Origin of the sequence: Paraeggerthella sp. Marseille-Q4926 (assembly GCF_916618935.1) — a bacterium.
Classification (GTDB): Bacteria; Actinomycetota; Coriobacteriia; order Coriobacteriales; family Eggerthellaceae; genus Paraeggerthella; species Paraeggerthella hominis.
The window spans coordinates 281,572-300,591 of sequence record NZ_CAKAKF010000001.1 but is presented as its reverse complement, the minus strand read 5'-3'; the positions used below and the strand labels follow the sequence as shown (position 1 = coordinate 300,591).

The window sequence follows — 19,020 nt, the reverse complement described above, 5'->3', positions numbered from 1 at the left end:
GAGACGGCAGGAAGCTTTGGGTTGGCGGCAGGCCCTTACGAGTCCCGCGGCGCTTTCGGAGGCTTCGCATCGCGCGGAGCCGCCGAAGCACGGGGAACGGCCGCTTGCTCGTGGTCACGGTCGCACAACGGCTGATCGACGTCCAAAGGAGCCCGCTGCTCGTCAAGGTGCCGCGCCACCGCCGACACTCCCGACAAGCGGCCGGCAGCATCCGGATCGTTGAGCATCTGCTTGGCATCGCGCTTGAACGTCTTGGTTGTTTGAATGAGTATCGCGCCGATAAGGAACGGCATCCAGAACACGATGCCGCGATAGACGAGCGCAATGGACAGCCCCGCCGCCGCAGTCGCCCCGAAAGACGTGAACGCCACCACCACGGCAGCTTCCACCACGCCTACGCCCTGCGGCGTGATCGAGATCATAGCGAACAGCGTTGCCACCACATAGCCGCAGATGAGCGCTTCGGGAACCGTTACGCCGAACCCAACGCCCACCAAGCTGAAGCAGGCAAGCTCGCACGCGCTTGCGGCAATGGAGCACCCGAAGGATTTCGCCGTGGTCTTGGGATTGTGCGCGATAAGGCCCGCCGCGTCGGAAAACGAGCACACCGTACGCTCCACCCACGGGTCGAGCGGCCCTTTCTTGAAGCGGGCGAGAATGCGGTTGACCAACCGTTCGATGGGCCGCAGCACGCGCAGCACGAGCGCCGGACGCTTGCGGCCCAGTACCAAGATGGTGATCATGGCCCCCACCAGCGCGATGACAAGCAGCCCGAGCAGGAACCACAGGGGCGACAAGCCCACCGTGGCGGCCAATATGGCGAAGCCTATCAGCATGATGGTGGCGAATCCCGAATCGATGGTGATCTGCATGAGCAGCGCCGCGCTGGTTGCCTTGCCCGGGGCAATGCCGCGCTGGCGCGCATCGTCCACCACCAGCGTCGTACCGGCCAGGTTGAGCGACGGCGCGATCGTGTTCATGAAAAACGTCCCGAACACCAAAGGCAGCGTCGAGCGCGGATCCATGCGCTCGTCAACCGCTTCGAACGCATACGAATACGCGAAGCTCTGCGCGAAGTACTTTCCCAGCTGGGTGCACAGCGCAGCGATCAACGGGATGGCCGCGCCCTTCTTGATGGTTTCCACCAGCTCGACCAGCTGATCGCCGCGCAAAAGCACCACCGCAAGCACGATGACGATAACAAGCCCGATGAGCAGGTTTCTGATGTTGAGCTTCACAGCCTTGCTCGCGCCCCGAACGCCTCCGCCTAGCGGAGGAATTCCTTGAGGTCGGAGTGCACGAGGAAGTCGAGCTCGTTGGCCGATTCCGCATCCGTTTCCAAGAACAGGAAGCCGTAATTGCCCACGCGCCGAACGTCGAACGGCCGCATCTCGAGCACATGGGAGAAACGGCTGAGGAACGCATCGTAGTCGAACCGCTCGTCCCCTGTAGCGTCGGCCGGCGGATTGAGCAGCGACATCGTGTACACTTTGTCGCCCTTGCCCTCGAACGCGCGATCGAAATCAGGGCGCTCATCTTCCAGGAACGCCTCGTACGTGCGATACCCGTAGCCGTGCCAGCTGACGTCGGTGCCGCCCAAACCCGCGAAACGAAGCGGGTTGAACTCGATGGGGCACACGTGCCCGTCGAGAACGCGCACCTCTACATGCACGGGGAAATTGCGCGCTCCCACAAGCGCGTTCACGCGGTCAAGCCATTGCGTGAACAGCGCGGACGTTTCGCGCACGATAGGCGCGCTCGTCACGTACATGCGGTCGGACGTATCCTCGGCTGAAACGAAGTCGTGGCGCAAGACGTTGAGGATATGCGCCGCGCCGGTGGCGTCGAAGTACGCGTCGAGCGCGTACTCGGTCCCCTCGATGTAGCCCTCCAAGATGAACGATCCGGACCCGATGACGCTTTCGGGGTACATGTCGTGCCAGGTGGACGCGTTGCGCTGAATGTCGGCAAGCGCGCGCTCCCAGTCTTCGCGATCTTGGATGGCGTACACGCCCATGCTGCAGAATCCGACGGACGGCTTCAGCACGAACGGCGCTTCCAGCTTCGAGAAGTCCAGCTTGAACAGCTCGTCAACCGAGCAGGTTTTGAAGAACAGATCAGGGTCGAGGGCAGCCAGAACCTGCCGCATAGCGGCTTTGTCCTTGAACAGCCCGATAGCGCGCGACAGGCTTTCGTTATGCGCGTTCTCGACGATCCACGCCAAGGCGTTTTCGGAATTGGTGTACACGCGCTCGCCTGCATCGATACGGCGCACGGCTTCGTCTGCCGACACCAGGTTCAACGCACGGCCCGCGGCTGTCGTGCGCGCGAATTCGTTGTCGAGCACGGGATGCTGCGAAGACTCCATCCACGCAAGCAGCGGTTCTGATGCATACGGCTCGTCAAGCACTATCATTGCTTCGAATCCTCCTTCATCGGTGCGCTTCGAGCATGCGAAGCGCTTCGCGCATCCGCCGGCGCAAACACCGCGCGGCGACAAACAAACAGTATAGCATGGGCGCGCCCGCGCCCGGCAGCCCTACTCCCGACCGGCGGCACGATAGACGCGCACAAGGTCGCGCGCGTTCGTGATGTCGAAAAGAACCGCAACCGCAAACGCAAGGCCCAGCCCTATCGTCACCGCACCTTGCCGCGGCGCGATCATGAACACGAACGGCGCAAGCACGAGCGCGATAGGAACGAAAAAGCCGATCAAACAGCTGCCCAAACGCTTCCACAGCCCGTAGACGAACGACGCCACCACGTACACGAACAGCCCGGTGGCAGGAGACCCCGCCAAGCTCAACACCGCCAAAGCCGCCGCTTTCGCCGCCACGACGGCGCCTTCCTTCTTGATGCTTTGGCGCGTCTCATCGCGCACCTGTTCCGGCGTTTTCTGAGGAGCCGATGCCCTGAACGGCGCAAACGGGTCGAACGGATCGAACGGCACGCCGCCGGGCGCGCCCTCGCCGGCGGAGCGGGCGCCGTCCCACGAGGTCCATACGTAGGTGGTGCGGCCCTGCCCTTGCGACGAACCCTGCCCGAACGGCCAATCCGCGAACGGGTCCCATTCGACCTGCTGGGGCGATCCGTACGGGTTCGCCGTAGGATGCGCGTACGGGTTGCCCGCATAGGGGCGCGGGTCGCGACGCGGGTCGAACTCCGGCGTCCACGAGCGGTTGAGCAACACGTCGCGCGCTTCGTTGATTTGCTTGGTCAGCTCTTCCGCTTCGGCGCGCTCGGCGGAATCAAGCGGAAATTTGTCCGGGTGATGGGCGATGACCAGCTTGCGATGCGAGGCTTTGACCTCGTCGTCAGTAGCCCCCTCGCTCAGGTTCAGTATGTTCAACGCTTGAGATTTCTTCATGCCGCCCACTATACCGAAGCGCATTGCGCGTTGCGCCCCCGGTGCGAGTATGTTCCTTTTACGACAAGGAAGGAACATAACCATACCCGAAACGCTCACACGTTCGCGGCTACGGCATCGATGCGAAAAGGCGGCCGTTGCCCTTCCTGCAAAAAAAGCTGGACCCGACAAGCGGATCCAGCTTTTCGATCAAGCGTGCTTGGGGGGGGCGCTGCGGGCTTCGGCCGCGCGCCAGCTGCCGGCTTAGTGCCTGAAGTGGCGATGGCCGGTGAACACGAGCGCGATGCCGTGCTCGTCAGCGGCGGCGATCACCTCGTCGTCGCGGATGGATCCGCCCGGCTCGATAATGGCCGTCACGCCGGCCTCGGCCAAAGCGTCAAGGCCGTCGCGGAACGGGAAGAACGCGTCCGACGCGGCCACGGAGCCCTTCGCCTGCTCGCCCGCCTGCTCGACGGCGATGCGCGCGGAGTTCACGCGGTTGGGCTGGCCGCCGCCCACGCCCACCGTGGCATGGTTCTTGGTAAGCGCGATGGCGTTGGACTTGACCGACTTGCACACGTTCCAAGCGAACAGCAGCTCGGCCATTTCCTCGTCGGTAGGCTGGCGCTTCGTGGGAACCGTGAACGCAGCCGGATCCTCCAGCACGCCGTCGGAATCCTGCACGAGCAGGCCGCCCTCGACGGAGCGGTACTCCACTTCCCCGCCGGCCTTGTTCACGCCGCCCGTGGACAGGAGACGCGCGTTCTTCTTGGCACTGTACATGTCCAGCGCGTCGCCCGCGAACTCGGGCGCCACGATGGCCTCGACGAACTGCTTGTTCTCGAAGATGGCAACCACCACGTCGGACGTGACCGGACGGTTGAACGCCATGACGCCGCCGTACGCGCTGACCGGGTCGCACGCATGCGCGCGTTGGTACGCGGCCACCAGGTCGGCGTCCTGGCACACGCCGCACGGCGTAAGGTGCTTCACGATGACGCACGCGGGCTCGTCGAACTCGCGCACGGCCGTCCAGGCGGCGTCCAGGTCCAGGTAGTTGTTGTACGAAAGCTCCTTGCCCTGGTGCTGCTTGGCGTGGGCCAGGCTGTGCTCGGCACCCGCGTAGCTGTCGCGACGGTAGAACGCGGCGGACTGATGCGGGTTCTCGCCGTAGCGCAGGTCCTGCACCTTGGTCAGGTTGAGGGCGCGGGCGGCCGGGTACTTCTGGTCGCCTTCGAGCTGCTCGCCCATCCAGGCGGCGATGGCGCCGTCGTAGGCGGCCGTCGTGCGGAACACGTCGAGCGCCAGCTTCGCGCGCGTATCGCGCGTGGTGGCACCGTCGTTGGCGCGCATCTCGGCCAAGATGTCGTCGTAGGTTTCCGGGCGCGTGACCACGGCCACGCTCTCGAAGTTCTTGGCGGCGGAGCGCAGCATGGACGGGCCGCCGATGTCGATGTTCTCGATGCAGGTTGCGAAGTCGGCGCCGCCGGCCACCGTCTTCTCGAAGGCGTACAGGTTCACGACCACCATATCGATCATCTGGATGCCGTGCTCGGCCGCCTGGGCCATGTGGGCCTCGTTGTCGCGCTTGGCCAGCAGACCGCCGTGCACGCGCGGGTGCAGCGTCTTCACGCGTCCGTCCATCATCTCCGGGAACTGCGTCACGTCGTCGATCGGCGTGACCGGCACGCCGGCCTCCGCGATGACGCGGGCCGTGCCGCCCGTGGAGATGACCTCCGCTCCGAACTCCTCCACGAGGACGCGGGCGAAATCGACGACGCCCGCCTTGTCCGTAACGGACATCAAAACGCGCTTGACCTTCGGATTGCTCATATGGTCTTACATCCTTTCCTTTTGGGTTCCGCCGCCTTGCGAACGACGAAACAACTCGACGCTGCGGGCCCTATTGCCCTGCACCGGCATTGCCTCCGGCGCTCTATCTACCTGCCCAAGCTGCTTTCGTGCTTGGCGCGGGCTTCTTCACTGTACCGTTGCCGGTAGCGTACGTCCACCAGCTCGCCGACGATCGCTATCGCCAATTCGGCGGGCGTCTTCGCCCCGAACTTCAAGCCGATGGGGCGCTTGACGCGCGCCCAGTCGTCCTCGGTGGCGCCCGCCGCCAAAACCAGCTCGTGCACGCGATCGTTCTTGCCAGCGCACCCCATCATGCCCACGTAATGCGCGCCGTGCTTGGCCGCCCACACGCAGGCCTCGGGGTCGAACATGTGGCCGCGCGTGAGCACGCACACGTAGTCCGCCGACGTGCAGGACAACTGGTCCAGCGCATCGAAGCTGCCGCCGGGAAGGACGATGCGCTCGGCGTCCGGGAAGCGGGCTTCGCTCACGTACGCGGGGTCGTAGTCGACCACCGTCACGCGAAAGCCCACGTGCGCGGCCAGCGCCGCGACTTCGCTGGCCGCGTCCGACGCGCCCAGCAACCACACGCGCACCTGCTCGAACAGCGGGACGGAAAGCCAGGTGAGGCCTTCGAACTGCTCGTTGTGCATCGAAGGCCCGCGCGTGACGTCCTTCATCTGAAACGCATCGCGTGCGGAATGCGGGCGCGCCGCCACGATCTCCTTCGCATCGTTGCAGAAGAACACGAGCGGCTCGCCGTCGGCGGAACCTTGGTCGCCGTACTTCTTCGTCACCTCGTTGTCGGTGTTGGCCTGGGCCTGCTGTGCATCGTAGACCACCTTGAAGCCGATCCAGGCAAGGTCGCCTTCGTCGATGGCGCGCACGGCGCGCTCGAACACGACGGCGTCGGCTTCGCCCAAGCTGCGCGCGATCACGTCCGCGTACGACGGGTCGACATGCTGGTTGCCCGCAAGGGCCTCCGCTGAAAAACACGGGAAGTCGTCAGCCGACAGGACGGGCGTGCGGCCCGCCCGCAGATCAGCCGCCACCGCGGCGAGCACGTCCCTCATCATGCGATATGCACCTTCCTGTCCTCGCCCACCGTCACGCGGTCCTCGGCGATCTGGCGCAGCACCTCGGGGTAGATGACGTGCTCCACCTCATGGATGCGCGCCTCCAAATCCTCCAACGCGTCGCCTTCGCGCACTTCGACGGCGCGCTGCGCCACGATGGGTCCCTTGTCGTAGTCCTCGTTCGCGAAATGCACGGTCACGCCCGTCACCTTCACGCCCGCATCGTAGGCGTCCTGGATGGCGTGCGCGCCCTTGAACGCAGGCAGGAGCGCCGGATGCAGGTTGAGCACGCGGTCCGGGAACGCGTCCAGCATGACCGGCGTAACCTTGCGCATGTAGCCGGCCATGACCACGTATTCCGCGCCCGCCGCACGCAGCTCGTCCACGATGCGCGCATCGGCAGCCAGCGGATCGGCGTACACGTCGCGGTTGAGCACGACGGTCGGGATGCCCGCGGCCTTCGCGCGCTCGATGCCGTACGCGTCGGGACGCGACGACACCACGCACGCGACGTTCACCGGCAACCCGTCGCGCACGGCATCGATGATAGCTTGCAGGTTCGTGCCGCTGCCGCTCAGCAGCACGCCTATCGTAAGCGGCGTGGTCATGCGAATTCTCCTATTCCGCTTCGTAGCCGTACAGCGCGCCGTCGTTCGCGTAGCGAACCTCGGCCGCGCCGGACACGACGCGTCCCACGCGATAGGTTTGCTCGCCGGCTTCGGCCAGCGCGGCCTCCACCTCGTCGGCGCGCTCCGGGTCCACGATGAGCACCAGGCCCAGGCCCATGTTGAAGGTCTTGAGCGCCTCGGACTCGTCCAGATGCGCCGCCTCGCACACGAACTTCGCGATGGGAGGCACCGGCCACGTGCCCAGGTCGACCTGCGCGTCCACGTTCTCCGGCAGCGCGCGGTTCAGGTTCTCGGTGATGCCGCCGCCCGTGATGTGCGCAAGCGCGCGCACCGCGTTCGGGCAGGCGTCCAGCACGGCGCGCACCGGCTTCACGTAGATGCGCGTCGGCGCCAAGAGCGCGTCCTGCAGGCTGGCTCCGCCCAACTCATCGCGCTCGATGCGCAGCTCGTAGTGGGTCTTGCCCTCCACGCACACCTTGCGCGCCAGCGAGTAGCCGTTGGAGTGCAGGCCGCTCGACGCCAGGCCGATCAGCACGTCGCCTTCGCGCACGGCCGCCGGATCGAGCATCTTCACGCGGTCCACCACGCCCACGCAGAAGCCGGACAGGTCGTAGTCGTCCGGATCCATCACGCCGGGGTGCTCGGCCATCTCGCCGCCGATGAGCGCGCAGCCGGCCTGCTTGCAGCCTTCGCCGATGCCCGCCACGATCTCGGCCATGTTCTCGGCGTTCAGCTTGCCGATAGCCACGTAGTCCAGGAAGAACAGCGGCTCGGCGCCCGTGGCCAGAATGTCGTTGGCGCACATGGCCACCAAGTCGATGCCCACGGTGTCGTGCTTGCCGGCCAGCTGGGCGACCTTGAGCTTCGTGCCCACGCCGTCGGTGCCGCTCACCAGCAGCGGATCGACCATGTCCTTGGCCGCCGCGATGGAGAACAGGCCGCCGAAGCCGCCGATGTCTCCCACCACCTCGGGACGGTACGTGTCGTGCACGACGCCCTTGATGGCCTCCACGGCGCGCGCGCCTTCCGCCGTATCGACGCCGGCCTGCGCGTACGTGACCGCATCCTCGTCCATCCAGCTGGGCATCTGGGGGCCGTCCTCGTTCTGGTTCGCGTTCACGGTGATTCTCTCGGTCATCTCAAGCTCCTTCTTGCCGCCCTTCAGACGGACGCCTCGTTATCGTACGCTTCTGCGAAATCCTTCTTCGTCATGAAGCTCTTTTTGGACAATGATTCGGGAATGGCCACAGGATAGTCCCCCGAGAAGCACGCTTCGCAGAAACCCTGCTCGCGCACGTCGGGCAACGCGTCCCGCAAACCCTGCAGCGATATGAACGCCAGCGAGTCGGCCCCGATCCAAGAGCGCATCTCGTCAAGCGTCATGTTGGCGGCGATCAGCTGATCGCGCGTGTCGGTGTCGATGCCGTAGAAGCACGGCCACAGAACCTCGGGGCTCACGATGCGCAGGTGCACTTCCGCAGCGCCCGCTTCGCGCAGCATCTCCACCAGCTTCTTCGACGTGTTGCCGCGCACGATGCTGTCGTCGATGACCACCAGGCGCTGACCGCGGATAACCGAGGGCAGCGGGTTCAGCTTCAGGCGAATGCCCAGCTGGCGCATGGCCTGGGTCGGCTCGATGAACGTGCGGCCCACGTAGCGGTTCTTCACGATGCCGTCCGAATACGGGATGCCGCTTTGCTGCGAAAACCCCATGGCGGAAGGCACGCCCGAGTCGGGAACGCCCAGCACCAGATCGGCCTCGACGGGCGCCTCCTGCGCCAGGATGCGCCCCATGCTGCGACGCGCCTGGTAGACGCTCTGCCCGTCGATCACGCTGTCCGGACGCGCGAAGTACACGTACTCGAATATGCAGGATGCGCGCGTGCCCGCGGGTACGCCCTGCTCGGAGTGCATGCCCTCGCGGCTGAAGCGGACGATCTCGCCCGGCTCCACATCGCGCAGGTACGTTGCGCCCACGATGTCCAGCCCGCACGTCTCGCTCGACACCGCCCAACCGCGACCGTCGGGAAGCTGGCCGATGCACAAGGGGCGTATGCCGTTCGGGTCGCGAAACGCGTACAGCGAGTCGGGGCTGGCCAGCACCATGGCGTACGCGCCCTCCAGATGCTCCATCGCGTAGCGGATGCCGTTGCGCAGATGGTGCGTTTCCTGCGTGACCCACCCGATGGCCTTCGCAGCCACTTCGCTGTCGGTACCGGCGCGGAATTGCACGCCCTCGCCCACCAGGCGCGCGCGCAGCGCGTTCGTGTTCACGAGCGTGCCGTTGTGCGCAAGCGCGATCAGCACTTCGTCGATGGCCGAGATATGCGGCTGCGCAGCCTCCCACGACGCCGCGGCGCCGCTTGTGGAGTACCGGGCGTGCCCCACGGCTACGAACCCGTCGAGCGCTGCCAGGCTCGCTTCGTCGAACACCTGCGTGACCAGGCCCAAATCCTTGGCAACCATAACGGTTTCGCCGTCGCCCACCGCAATGCCCGCGCTTTCCTGCCCGCGATGCTGAAGCGCCTGCAGGCCGAAGCACGCCATGCGGGCAACGTCCTCGCCCTCGCCGGGAGCGAACACGCCGAACACCGCGCACTCCTCCTCAAGGCGATCGGGGCGCTCGCCCGGAAACGCAGCCATGCTCATGAGGCGATCTCCTTCGACGCGTCGCCCACGGCGGCCGCAGCGTCGGGGTCGGCCAAGCCGCCTTCGGCCGCGTTGGCGGGCGCAGGCCCGATCGTGGAGTCGGCCACGTAGCCGAACAGCACCCAGCGACCATCGGTCGGCAGGTTGTCGCACGTGGCGAACGTGAAGGTCTGCTTCATGTCCGCAGCGGCGGGAAGGTCGGACACGCTCACCACGGAACGGTCGATCTTGTCCTGGACGTAGGCCACGCGCTCCTCTTCGGACGCGAACGCGGTTTGCGCAAGCGGGTCGTCGGCGGCGCAATGCACGAGCGAGAACGTGGTCAGCTTGACGTTACCCTGCGGCGTGAGGATGTAGACGGTGCGGCTGGCGTTGAACGCCGCCGGGTCGTCCATGCCGGCAATGGCCGCGAACATGGATCCGTCGTTGAGGTGATGCCCGTACACGATGTTGTTCGCATCGGAGAAGTCGCCGGCGTTCTCGGCTGCCAGGAAAATAGCGCCGAACGTGGCGATCCAGCCCTCCGAACCCTTGAAGTCATGCGTCAGATACTTCTCGTTGTCGGTCGTGTGCACGATCGGGTAGTTGATGTTCGTGCCCGGCACGTAGATCCAGCCCACCGTATCGGGGTTGATAGCCTTCAGCGCGTCCCAATCCACCGTGAAGTCGGCAAGCGACGTCCCTTCGACGTCCGCAGGCGGATTGAAGCCGTCTTGGGCCACTTCCTTGTACGTCTGCTGGCCCTGCCAATAGCTGAAGCCGATGGCGCCGAGGGCAGCCAGGGCCACCACGAACACCACGAGCGCGATCCAGAAGACCACGCGCCACGGCCCGCCCTTTTTCTTGCGCCCGTTCGCCCCGGAGCCGTTCGGCCCAGGTCCGTTCGGACCCCTGCCGGCGCCGCCGTATCCGTACGAAGCCGGTGCCGGGCGGTACGCCTGCTGCCCCGCCTGAGGCTGCACGGGGCGATATGCCTGCTGATGAGGTTGAGGTTGGGGCCGATACGCAGCCTGCTGCTGCGTCGGCTGCGCGTAGGGCTGCGCCGGACGCGGCGCCTGCTGACGGGGAGCCTGCTGACGCGGCGCCCGGTACTGCGGCGCCGGCTGCCCCTGGCCAGGCTGCTGGGGGGCCGGGGCCCTTCGGGCACCGGGGCCTGCGGCCTGCTGATGCGCAGCTTCCTGCTGAACCCGGGCACGAGCGTGACGACCGCGCGGCTCGGGATCGGGATACTGTCGATAGTCGGTCATGTTCGCCTTTCGAAGGAACGTCGAACCGCGGGCGTTGTATCGTCCTCGACCGTTTGGCGCGCCCGCTGCTGCCAGACCGTTACCATAATAAGCAAAACGCCCCCGAAACGAGGGCGCGATGTAGTCAAAAACGCAATTTTCACGACTACGGGCGTCGCCCGCGGTCAGCTACTTCTTCATCTCGTCGATAAAGCCCTTCGCAATGAAGACGACGATGATAAGCACGATGATCGCAACGACGACCCAGATGGCCTCCATGGGCACGGTCATTCCAAACAGAGTCATGTCTTCCCCTTAAATCAAGCGCGCGAAAGCGCGCAATCGGCGTTAATGGCTGCAGACCATAGTAACGCGATCTCAGGCTTCGCGCAAGCGAGCTTCCAGAGCGTCGTTGATAATTTTGAGCGCCTTTACGCGCGCATGACGCTTGTCGTCGCTTTCCAGGACGATCCACGGAGCGAAGGGGGTCGAAGTCAGCCGGAACATGTCCTCGACCGCAGCTTGGTACTGCGGATGCTTGTCGCGGTTGCGCCAATCTTCGTCGGTGATCTTCCATTGCTTGGCCGGATCGTTCTGCCTTTCATGGAAGCGGCGCAGCTGCTCTTCCGGGCTCACGTCAACCCAGAACTTGAGCAGGATGGCCCCCCAGCGCACGAGCTCCTGCTCGAACTCGTTGATCTCGTCGTACGCGCGCGTCCATTCGGCAGGCGAAGCGAACCCCTCTACGCGCTCGACCAGCACGCGCCCGTACCAGCTGCGGTCGTAGATGCCCACGTGCCCCGCCTTCGGCAGACGCGTCCAGTACCGCCACAAATGCGGGTGCAGCAGTTCGGGCTTCGTGGGAGCCGGGCTGGGGAAAATGGTGTAGGCGCGCGCATCGAGCGCCTGGGCGACGCGCTTGATGTTGCCGCCCTTGCCCGCCGCATCCCATCCTTCGTACATGAGCATGAGCGGGATGCGCTTTTGGTACATCTCCATTTCCAACCTGTTCAAACGATCTTGCTGGGCTTTGAGCTGCTCCTTATAGGCCGTCGGATCCAGCGCGAGGCCATGGTCGACCCGATCGAGCGCGGGAGGGTCGTCCACCTGGCGAAACCGCGAGGCGCGAGGAGCGCGAGCACGGGCCTCGTCAGCCTCTTTCTGCGCGGCAGCCAAGATGCGGGCCTCATCTTCCGGCGCGCGGCCGAACAGAGGGGCCTCCTCCAAAGCGCCCGCCGAATTGGCTTGCGCCTTCGCTGCCGCCGCCGCAGCTTCGGCGTTGGGCTGCGCGGCAAGCGCGCCGGACAGCGCGTCCGCCAGCGTTTCGGCTATTTGCAGGTTCGCGCGGCGCTTGTCCTCCCCGTTGACCAGATGCCAGGGAGCGTACGCGAAGTCGCTTCCTTCCAGCAAGTTGTCGTACAGGCGGTAGGCTTCCTCGTAGTTTCCTATGCGCGCAAGCTTCTCCTCGCTCACCCGCCAGCGCGTGGCGGGATCGTCGTGCAAGCGCGTCAGGCGCTTCTTCTGCGCCTCCTTGGTCACGTGCACGAAGAACTTCACCACCAGATAGCCGTCGTCCACCAGCTGGCGCTCGAAGTCGGCCGCCGACGTAAGGTGGCGGCGCAGCGCGCTGATGTGACGCTCGTCGCGCGCCTCGGCCATGGCAGCAGCCACGGCCTTGCGCTTGCCCGTGGCCTTTTCAGCCTGAGCCATGGTCAGGCTTCCGTATTCGGCGTACAGCATGTGCTGGACTGCGGCGGTGTACCAGCCGCGGTCGTAGAACGTGGTGGTGCCGCGCATGCCGAGCGATTGCCAGAACTCCTGCATGATCGGGTAGAATCCCGTGACGCCGTACGGCGCGCCCGCAAAGGTCCGCGCAGCCTTGACGTCAAGGTTTTCCGTGACGTGCACGCTGGTCGCGCGTGCGTCCAAATGATAGAGGAGATCGGAGATGCGACTGCCCTTGCCCGCCCCGTCCCAACCCTCGAACAAGACCACGAGGCCCACGCCCTGCGTGCGCGCTTGCTGCTGCAGCACCACAAGCCGGTCCATGAGCTGGTCGCGACGCAGCTTGTACTCGTCCTTCGGCAGGGCTTCCAGCGAGAAATCGACGGTCTCCAGCATGCGCGCATCCTTTCTCCGGGGGTGCACCCCATCATAGCACAGCGGAAAATCGGGCCGTTCCGCTGCATCAACTCAAGGTAAAATCTTGGTGCCGGGTTCGCGAGCGCGCTTTGCGGCCAGCCACGGTTTGCCTACAATGGAATCAATGACCAACCAGCGCGGCGCGGCGCACGACGTCGCTTACGCGGCGCCTGCCGCAGCGGCCGAACGACCCATGAAGAAGCCATCATGCCCAACTACGGAGTAATTGACCTCGGATCGAACTCTATTCGCCTCGTCATATACGAAGTGAAGGACGACCGCCGGGAAACGTACACGAACAAGGATTTCAAAAGCCTCATCAACGACAAGGTGATGGCCGGCCTTTCCGCCTACGTCGTTGACGGCGCGTTCACCCAGGCGGGCATCGACCGGGCCGTCAACGTGCTCAAGGGCCACGCGAAGCGCTCGCGGTACTTCGATTGCAAAAGGCTCGAGGTGTTCGCCACCGCCGTGCTGCGCAACGCCTCGAACTGCAACCAGGCCGTAGCCGAAATCGAGGAGCGCACCGGGCTGCCCATATCTCTGCTTTCCGCGCAAGACGAAGCCCACCTGGGTTTCGTGGGGGCTACCTGCGATCGATCGGTCGTCCGCGGAACCCTGGTGGACATCGGCGGCGGGTCGACCGAGCTCACGCGCATCGAGGACGACCGCGACTTCGACAACGTCAGCTTGGGGCAAGGATCGCTCTCGTCGTTTGCGCGCTACGTGCGCGCCATCCTGCCCGCAGACCCCGAGATGCGCGCCATCGAACGCGCGCTGCGCGACCATCTGGACAAGCTGCCGCACCCTGAGGCGTACCGAGCGGACACCCTGTACGGCATTGGCGGCAGCACGCGCGCCGCCGCCAAGATGCTGCAACAAGCCACAGGCTCGGCAACCCGGCCCAAAACCATGACGCGCGACGATATTCATGCGATACTGAAGTGGTGCCGTATCGACCCCGACGCATTTGCCCATGCCGCGCTCAAAGCCTCTGCCGAGCGCGTGCATACGTTAGTACCGGGCTGCATCATTCTCCATGCGCTGTTCGACGCCTTCGGCGCGCAGCGCCTGGAAATCTGCAAATACGGCGTTCGCGAAGGATACCTGATCGAACGCATGCTGCTCTAAAGGAACCGATTCGCCATCACGCGCATCAGCGCACGCTGACGGAACGTACGGGAAGGGAAGCTCATGGAAGCAAGCAAGAAGCCGTCGATCGAAACCACCCCCAAGCAGGGTGCGGGCCATCCGAAGACAAGCCCGGCCGTTCCCGACCACCAGGAGCCAGCCGCCCATGCATCCGCCGCGGACGGCGTTGCGGACGAACGCATGCAGGCGGCGCCCTACCTGCAGAACCGCGAGCTGTCGTGGCTCACGTTCAACGAGCGCGTGCTCGACCAGGGAGCCGATGAAACGGTGCCGCTGCTCGAGCGGCTGAACTTCATCTCCATCTTCTGGAGCAACCTGCAGGAGTTCTTCATGGTGCGCGTGGGCAGCCTGACCGACCTGGCCCTGGTGAAAAAGCACATCATCGACTCGAAGTCGAACATGACGCCCGCCGAGCAGCTCGACGCGATCTACGCGCGCTGCCGCGAGCTCTACCCCATCCAGGAACGGACCTTCGAGGAGGTTCGCCGCCTGCTGCGCGAGCGCCGCGTATGCCACCTGCGCCCCGAAGACCTCACCGACGACCAGCGCGCCTTCCTGTCGCGCCACGTTCAGCAAAACGTCCTGCCGTTTCTGTCTCCGCAGATCATCAACACGCGTCACCCGTTTCCGCATCTTGAAAACGGAGCCTTGTACGTTGTGGTGCGCCTGAACGAGGAGATCAACCTGGGCAAGAAAACCGCGAAGGCGAAGGGCGCGGACAAGGCGGCCAAGCCCGACAAGGCAAAAAACCTTGGAGCCGAAGGCGTGACGCTGGGGCTGGTGCCCATGCCGAAGCAATGCGCGCGCGTCATCGAGCTGCCGGGCGACGGGCTGCAGTTCATCTTGCTGGAGCACGCCATCGAGATGGTGGCGTCCGAAATTTTCAGCATGTACGCCGTCAAGCACACCAACGTGATCTGCGTGACGCGCAACGCCGACCTTGACGCCACCGAAGGCACCGACGAAAGCGACGAGGACTACCGCGAGCACATGAAGCGCATCCTCAAGAAGCGTGCGCGCCTGGCTCCCGTGCGCCTCGAAAGCGAACGGCCCCTTTCGTCAACCCTGGAAAAGCTGCTGCTCAAGCGCTTGGGACTGAAATCTCACCAGGCATTCGTCACGTCGGTGCCGCTTGACATGAGCTTCACCTGGGGGCTGGGCAGCCGCCTGCCCGAGAAGGAACGCGCCAAGATGACGAACGTGCCCTTCACGCCGCAGTGGCCGGGATGCCTTGACCGCAACCGCCCGGTCATCGACCAGGTAACCGAAAAGGAAGTGCTGCTGTCCTACCCGTACGAGACGATGGACGCGTTCGTGCAACTTCTGCGCGAGGCCGCCAACGACCCAAGCGTCATTTCCATCAAGATCACGCTGTACCGCCTGGCAAGCCAATCCCACCTGGCCGAAGCGCTCATCGCGGCAGCCGAGAACGGCAAGGAGGTGACGGCGCTGTTCGAGCTGCGCGCCCGGTTCGACGAGAGCAACAACATCGAGTGGTCGCAGCGCTTCGAACAGGCCGGATGCAAGGTGATCTACGGGTTCCGCGACTTCAAGGTGCACTCGAAGATCTGCTGCATCACCCGCCAAACCGAGCACGGCCTGCAGCACATCACCCAGCTGGGCACCGGCAACTACAACGAGAAGACGGCGAAGCTCTACACCGACCTGGCGTTCATCACCACCGACGAGACGTTCGGCCGCGACGCCACCGAGTTCTTCCGCAACATGGCGCTTGAGAACACGTCGGACAACTACGACATCATGTGGGTTGCCCCGCTGCAGATCAAGCCGATGATCCTTGCCGGCATCGACCGGGAAATGGAGCGCGCTCGCGCAGGCGAGCCGTGCGGCCTGTTCTTCAAGACCAACTCCGTCACCGACAAAGACGTGATCGAGAAAGTGGTCGAGGCGTCGCAGGCGGGCGTTCCGGTCACCCTGTTCGTGCGCGGCATCTCGTGCATCGTGCCCGGACTTGAGGGATTCACCGAGAACGTGCGCGTGGTGTCCATCGTAGGGCGCCTGCTCGAGCACAGCCGCATCTACGGGTTCGGCCCGCGCGACAACATGAAGCTGTACCTGTCGAGCGCCGACCTCATGACGCGCAACATGGACAAGCGCATCGAGATCGCATGGCCCGTGCTCGACGAAGAGCTGCGCGAGCAGATCCTGGGATACCTGGACGTCAGCATGGCGGACACGGCGAAGCTGCGCGAACTGCTGCCCGATAAAAGCTACACGGCGCTCGGATCGTTTGCCAAGCAGGACGATAACGGCGAGACCGCGCTGTTCGAGTCGCAGGAGTTCTTCATCAAGCAGGCGCAGAAGCGCCGATTGGAAGCGGCCGAGGACGAAGCGGCGCGCGATGCAAGCCGTCGCAGGATGGCGGCGCGGGACGAGTCCGCACCCGATGCGACCCCCAACCGCCAAGCCGCCGCGCTCGCGGAAGACGACGAGCATCCCGCAGTTCCCACCATGCCCGACGCGCAGGCGTCAGCCCGGGAAGCCGAGGTCATCGCAGCTGCCGCGAACAAGGCCGCCGAACTCGCCGCCGAGGCGGCGGCGCGCGCTGCTGCCCAGGCCGCCGAGGCGGTGCGAGCGGTCAAAGCCGAGGAGCAGGTCGAGGCGGCCGCGGCCGCGGCCGACGAAGCAGCACAGGCGGAAGCGCTCGAAGCGGATGCGATAGAGCCGCCCGCAAACGAGGGCGACGAGTCGGCCTCCCATCAGGAGATCGTAGCCGCGACAGCGCCCGACAAGAAGAAGCCGAGCCTGCTCGTGCGCTTCCTCAGCCTGTTCGTGAGAAAGTAGCCGCCTCCCGCTGCCGAGCACGGCGTTAGGGACTTTCACCCGCTAGAAACGCGCGTCATGCTCGGCGCGCTAAAAAAGAAACCCGCCAGGCGGGTTTCTTTTCGCAGCAACAAAAAGCGCTACACCTCGCGCTCGACCACCGCGGCGATCGCCGCCGCATGACGTTCGGCGTCTTCAGCGCTTGCAGCCTCCACCATCACGCGCACCACCGGCTCGGTGCCGGAAGGTCGCAGCAGCACGCGCCCGGAATCGCCCAGGGCGTCTTCGGCAGCGCGGACGGCGGCCTGCACGGCGTCGTTGTCGTCCACGGCATGCTTGTCTTGCACCTTCACGTTGATGAGGGTCTGCGGGAAGCGCGTCATGACGGAGGCGGCCTCTTCGACGGATTTCCCGGCACGCTTGCAGGCAGCCAGGAACTGGAGCGCCGTCACCAAGCCGTCGCCCGTAGAGTTGTGCTCGAGGAAGATCATGTGGCCGCTCTGCTCGCCGCCGACGACGAACCCGCCTTCGCGCATGGCCTCCAACACGTAGCGGTCGCCCACCTTCGTCTGGATAAGCTCGATGCCCGCATCGCGCAGCGCATGCGTGAGGCCCAGGTTGCACATGACCGTGGACACGGCCGTGTTGCCGGGCAGCAGGCCGCGCTGCTTCAGATCGATGGCGCACACCGTTTCCACCACGTCGCCGTCGATCTCGTTGCCCCGCGCGTCCACCAACATGACGCGGTCGGCGTCGCCATCATGCGCGATGCCCACATCGGCTCCGATCTCGGCCACCAGATCGCGCACGGGACCCAGATGCGTCGATCCGCACTGCACGTTGATGTCGGTTCCGTCGAAGTCCTCGTTGACGACCACCACGTCGGCGCCCAAACGGCGCAGCGCCTCGGCGCTGGTCATGCACGAAGCCCCATGCCCCACGTCAAGGGCCACCTTCAAGCCCGCCAGGTCAATCCCGTCGCGCGTCACCGTGGACACGGCGTGGGCGATGTAGAGCTCGCACGCATCCTCGACCGGCAGCGAAACGCCCACGGCATCGCCCGCCGGCAGCTCCTCGGCCGCCGCGCCGCCGCGCACCACGAACGCCTCGATGTCGTCCTCCACCGCATCGGGCAGCTTGAAGCCCTGGGCGTCGAACAGCTTGATGCCGTTGTACTCCGGCGGATTGTGGGAAGCGGAAATGACCACGCCGCCGTCGCAGTGCAGCTCGCGCACCAGCAGCGCGATGGCGGGCGTGGGGATGATCCCCGCTAACAGCGCCGTGCCGCCCATCGACATGACGCCCGCAGCAACGGACGACTCCAGCATGTCGCCCGACAAGCGGGTGTCCTTGCCGATCAAAATGGTCTTCCCCTGAAACGCCACGGCGGCTTGCCCCAGCTTGAAAGCCAGGTCGCACGTGAGTTCCGTATTGGCGATGCCGCGAACGCCATCGGTTCCGAATAGTCGTGCCATGATGATGTCCCTCTCTAGTCCAACAGGTTCAGCAAAGGTCAGCAAGGTCGGAGGTCGGAAGCCCGCGCCGCCGGACCGCTTCGATAGCCGCAAGGCCGTCGGGACCGCTTACTTTCCCCTTTTCACGAACGCTTCGTGCAGGCGAACGCCGCCGCACGGGCGCTCCTCGTCCGTCATGCGGTTGTTGAGTTCGGCTGCAAATTCGTCCAGGTCGATGCCGTAGCGTTCAAGCAGAACGAACAGATGGTACACCACGTCGGCCGCTTCGTAGCGCAGATGGTCGACGGCGTCGGAATACTCCGTCGGAAGGTCCACGTCAAGCGACGTCGCCTCCTCTTCCTGCACCGAATCCGCCTGGCATGCCAGCGCAGCAGCCAGCGACGAGCATGCCCAAGACTCCACGTCTTTGGCCGCGAGCGCAACTTCGCCCGCCTCTTCCATGATCTTTTTCAGCACGTCGTCGACGGAACCGGAAAGCAAGCGGTGCGTGTAGCTTTCCTCCCCCGCCTCGCGCCGCGCGGCGATGGTGCCGCTCAAAGACTCGAGCGTTGCGCCTATAGGGGAAGCCGGCGGCGTTTCGCCAGCCGGAATGTAGGTCTTATGTGACACTGGGCAACCTTTCTCGACGATTCGCCGACATGCTCGGTCGCGGGGCATGCGCAACGCGCTGCAGCGCCGAAACGCTGC

The 19,020-nt window shown here is 65.1% G+C and carries 14 protein-coding genes; 2 read left to right on the top strand and 12 right to left on the bottom strand.

What is annotated here, in order from left to right; all coding sequences use genetic code 11:
* Positions 1-35: 35 nt before the first annotated feature.
* The 10 genes from LG373_RS01230 to LG373_RS01185 all read right to left on the bottom strand — a co-directional run bounded on the left by LG373_RS01230 (position 36) and on the right by LG373_RS01185 (position 12,901).
* Entirely contained in the window at positions 36-1,238 is a 1,203-nt protein-coding gene (locus tag LG373_RS01230; protein ID WP_225748768.1) for a lysylphosphatidylglycerol synthase transmembrane domain-containing protein, read from the bottom strand.
* Between the two features lie 29 nt (positions 1,239-1,267).
* Positions 1,268-2,416, bottom strand: a complete 1,149-nt coding sequence (locus LG373_RS01225) for an ATP-grasp domain-containing protein (RefSeq protein WP_225748767.1) — start codon at positions 2,414-2,416, stop codon at positions 1,268-1,270.
* A 123-nt stretch (positions 2,417-2,539) separates the two neighbouring features.
* Positions 2,540-3,367, bottom strand: coding sequence for a J domain-containing protein (locus LG373_RS01220; protein WP_114567916.1), 828 nt, complete (start codon positions 3,365-3,367; stop codon positions 2,540-2,542).
* 243 nt (positions 3,368-3,610) lie between these two features.
* Positions 3,611-5,179, bottom strand: coding sequence for a bifunctional phosphoribosylaminoimidazolecarboxamide formyltransferase/IMP cyclohydrolase (gene purH, locus LG373_RS01215; protein ID WP_216528945.1), 1,569 nt, complete (start codon positions 5,177-5,179; stop codon positions 3,611-3,613).
* A 107-nt stretch (positions 5,180-5,286) separates the two neighbouring features.
* Positions 5,287-6,276, bottom strand: coding sequence for an XdhC family protein (locus LG373_RS01210; protein WP_225748766.1), 990 nt, complete (start codon positions 6,274-6,276; stop codon positions 5,287-5,289).
* Positions 6,273-6,884: a phosphoribosylglycinamide formyltransferase gene (gene purN / locus LG373_RS01205; RefSeq protein ID WP_225748765.1), complete on the bottom strand. Its 612-nt coding sequence runs from the start codon at positions 6,882-6,884 to the stop codon at positions 6,273-6,275. The genes LG373_RS01210 and purN overlap by 4 nt, the downstream gene beginning before the upstream one ends.
* 10 nt (positions 6,885-6,894) lie before the next feature.
* Positions 6,895-8,043, bottom strand: coding sequence for a phosphoribosylformylglycinamidine cyclo-ligase (purM, locus tag LG373_RS01200; protein WP_114567904.1), 1,149 nt, complete (start codon positions 8,041-8,043; stop codon positions 6,895-6,897).
* A gap of 23 nt (positions 8,044-8,066) precedes the next feature.
* Positions 8,067-9,554, bottom strand: coding sequence for an amidophosphoribosyltransferase (purF, locus tag LG373_RS01195; protein WP_225748764.1), 1,488 nt, complete (start codon positions 9,552-9,554; stop codon positions 8,067-8,069).
* Positions 9,551-10,801 (bottom strand): class B sortase, encoded by a 1,251-nt coding sequence (gene srtB / locus LG373_RS01190; RefSeq protein ID WP_225748763.1) that lies wholly within the window; start codon positions 10,799-10,801, stop codon positions 9,551-9,553. The genes purF and srtB overlap by 4 nt, the downstream gene beginning before the upstream one ends.
* Positions 10,802-11,158: 357 nt before the next feature.
* Positions 11,159-12,901 (bottom strand): polyphosphate--AMP phosphotransferase, encoded by a 1,743-nt coding sequence (locus tag LG373_RS01185; protein ID WP_225748762.1) that lies wholly within the window; start codon positions 12,899-12,901, stop codon positions 11,159-11,161.
* A gap of 228 nt (positions 12,902-13,129) precedes the next feature.
* Here LG373_RS01185 and LG373_RS01180 point away from each other — a divergent pair, with 228 nt between their 5' ends.
* On the top strand, positions 13,130-14,053 hold the full coding sequence (locus LG373_RS01180; protein WP_225748761.1) for an exopolyphosphatase: 924 nt from the start codon (positions 13,130-13,132) through the stop codon (positions 14,051-14,053).
* A gap of 201 nt (positions 14,054-14,254) precedes the next feature.
* Positions 14,255-16,879, top strand: coding sequence for a polyphosphate kinase 1 (ppk1, locus tag LG373_RS01175; RefSeq protein ID WP_370632836.1), 2,625 nt, complete (start codon positions 14,255-14,257; stop codon positions 16,877-16,879).
* A gap of 119 nt (positions 16,880-16,998) precedes the next feature.
* Here the strand turns inward: ppk1 and glmM are convergent, their stop codons facing one another.
* Together glmM and LG373_RS01165 are read right to left on the bottom strand one after the other, a co-directional pair.
* Complete coding sequence (gene glmM, locus LG373_RS01170) at positions 16,999-18,333, bottom strand: phosphoglucosamine mutase (RefSeq protein WP_216528954.1); 1,335 nt, start codon at positions 18,331-18,333, stop codon at positions 16,999-17,001.
* A gap of 108 nt (positions 18,334-18,441) precedes the next feature.
* Complete coding sequence (locus LG373_RS01165; RefSeq protein WP_225748759.1) at positions 18,442-18,942, bottom strand: phosphoribosyl-ATP pyrophosphatase; 501 nt, start codon at positions 18,940-18,942, stop codon at positions 18,442-18,444.
* Positions 18,943-19,020: the final 78 nt, after the last annotated feature.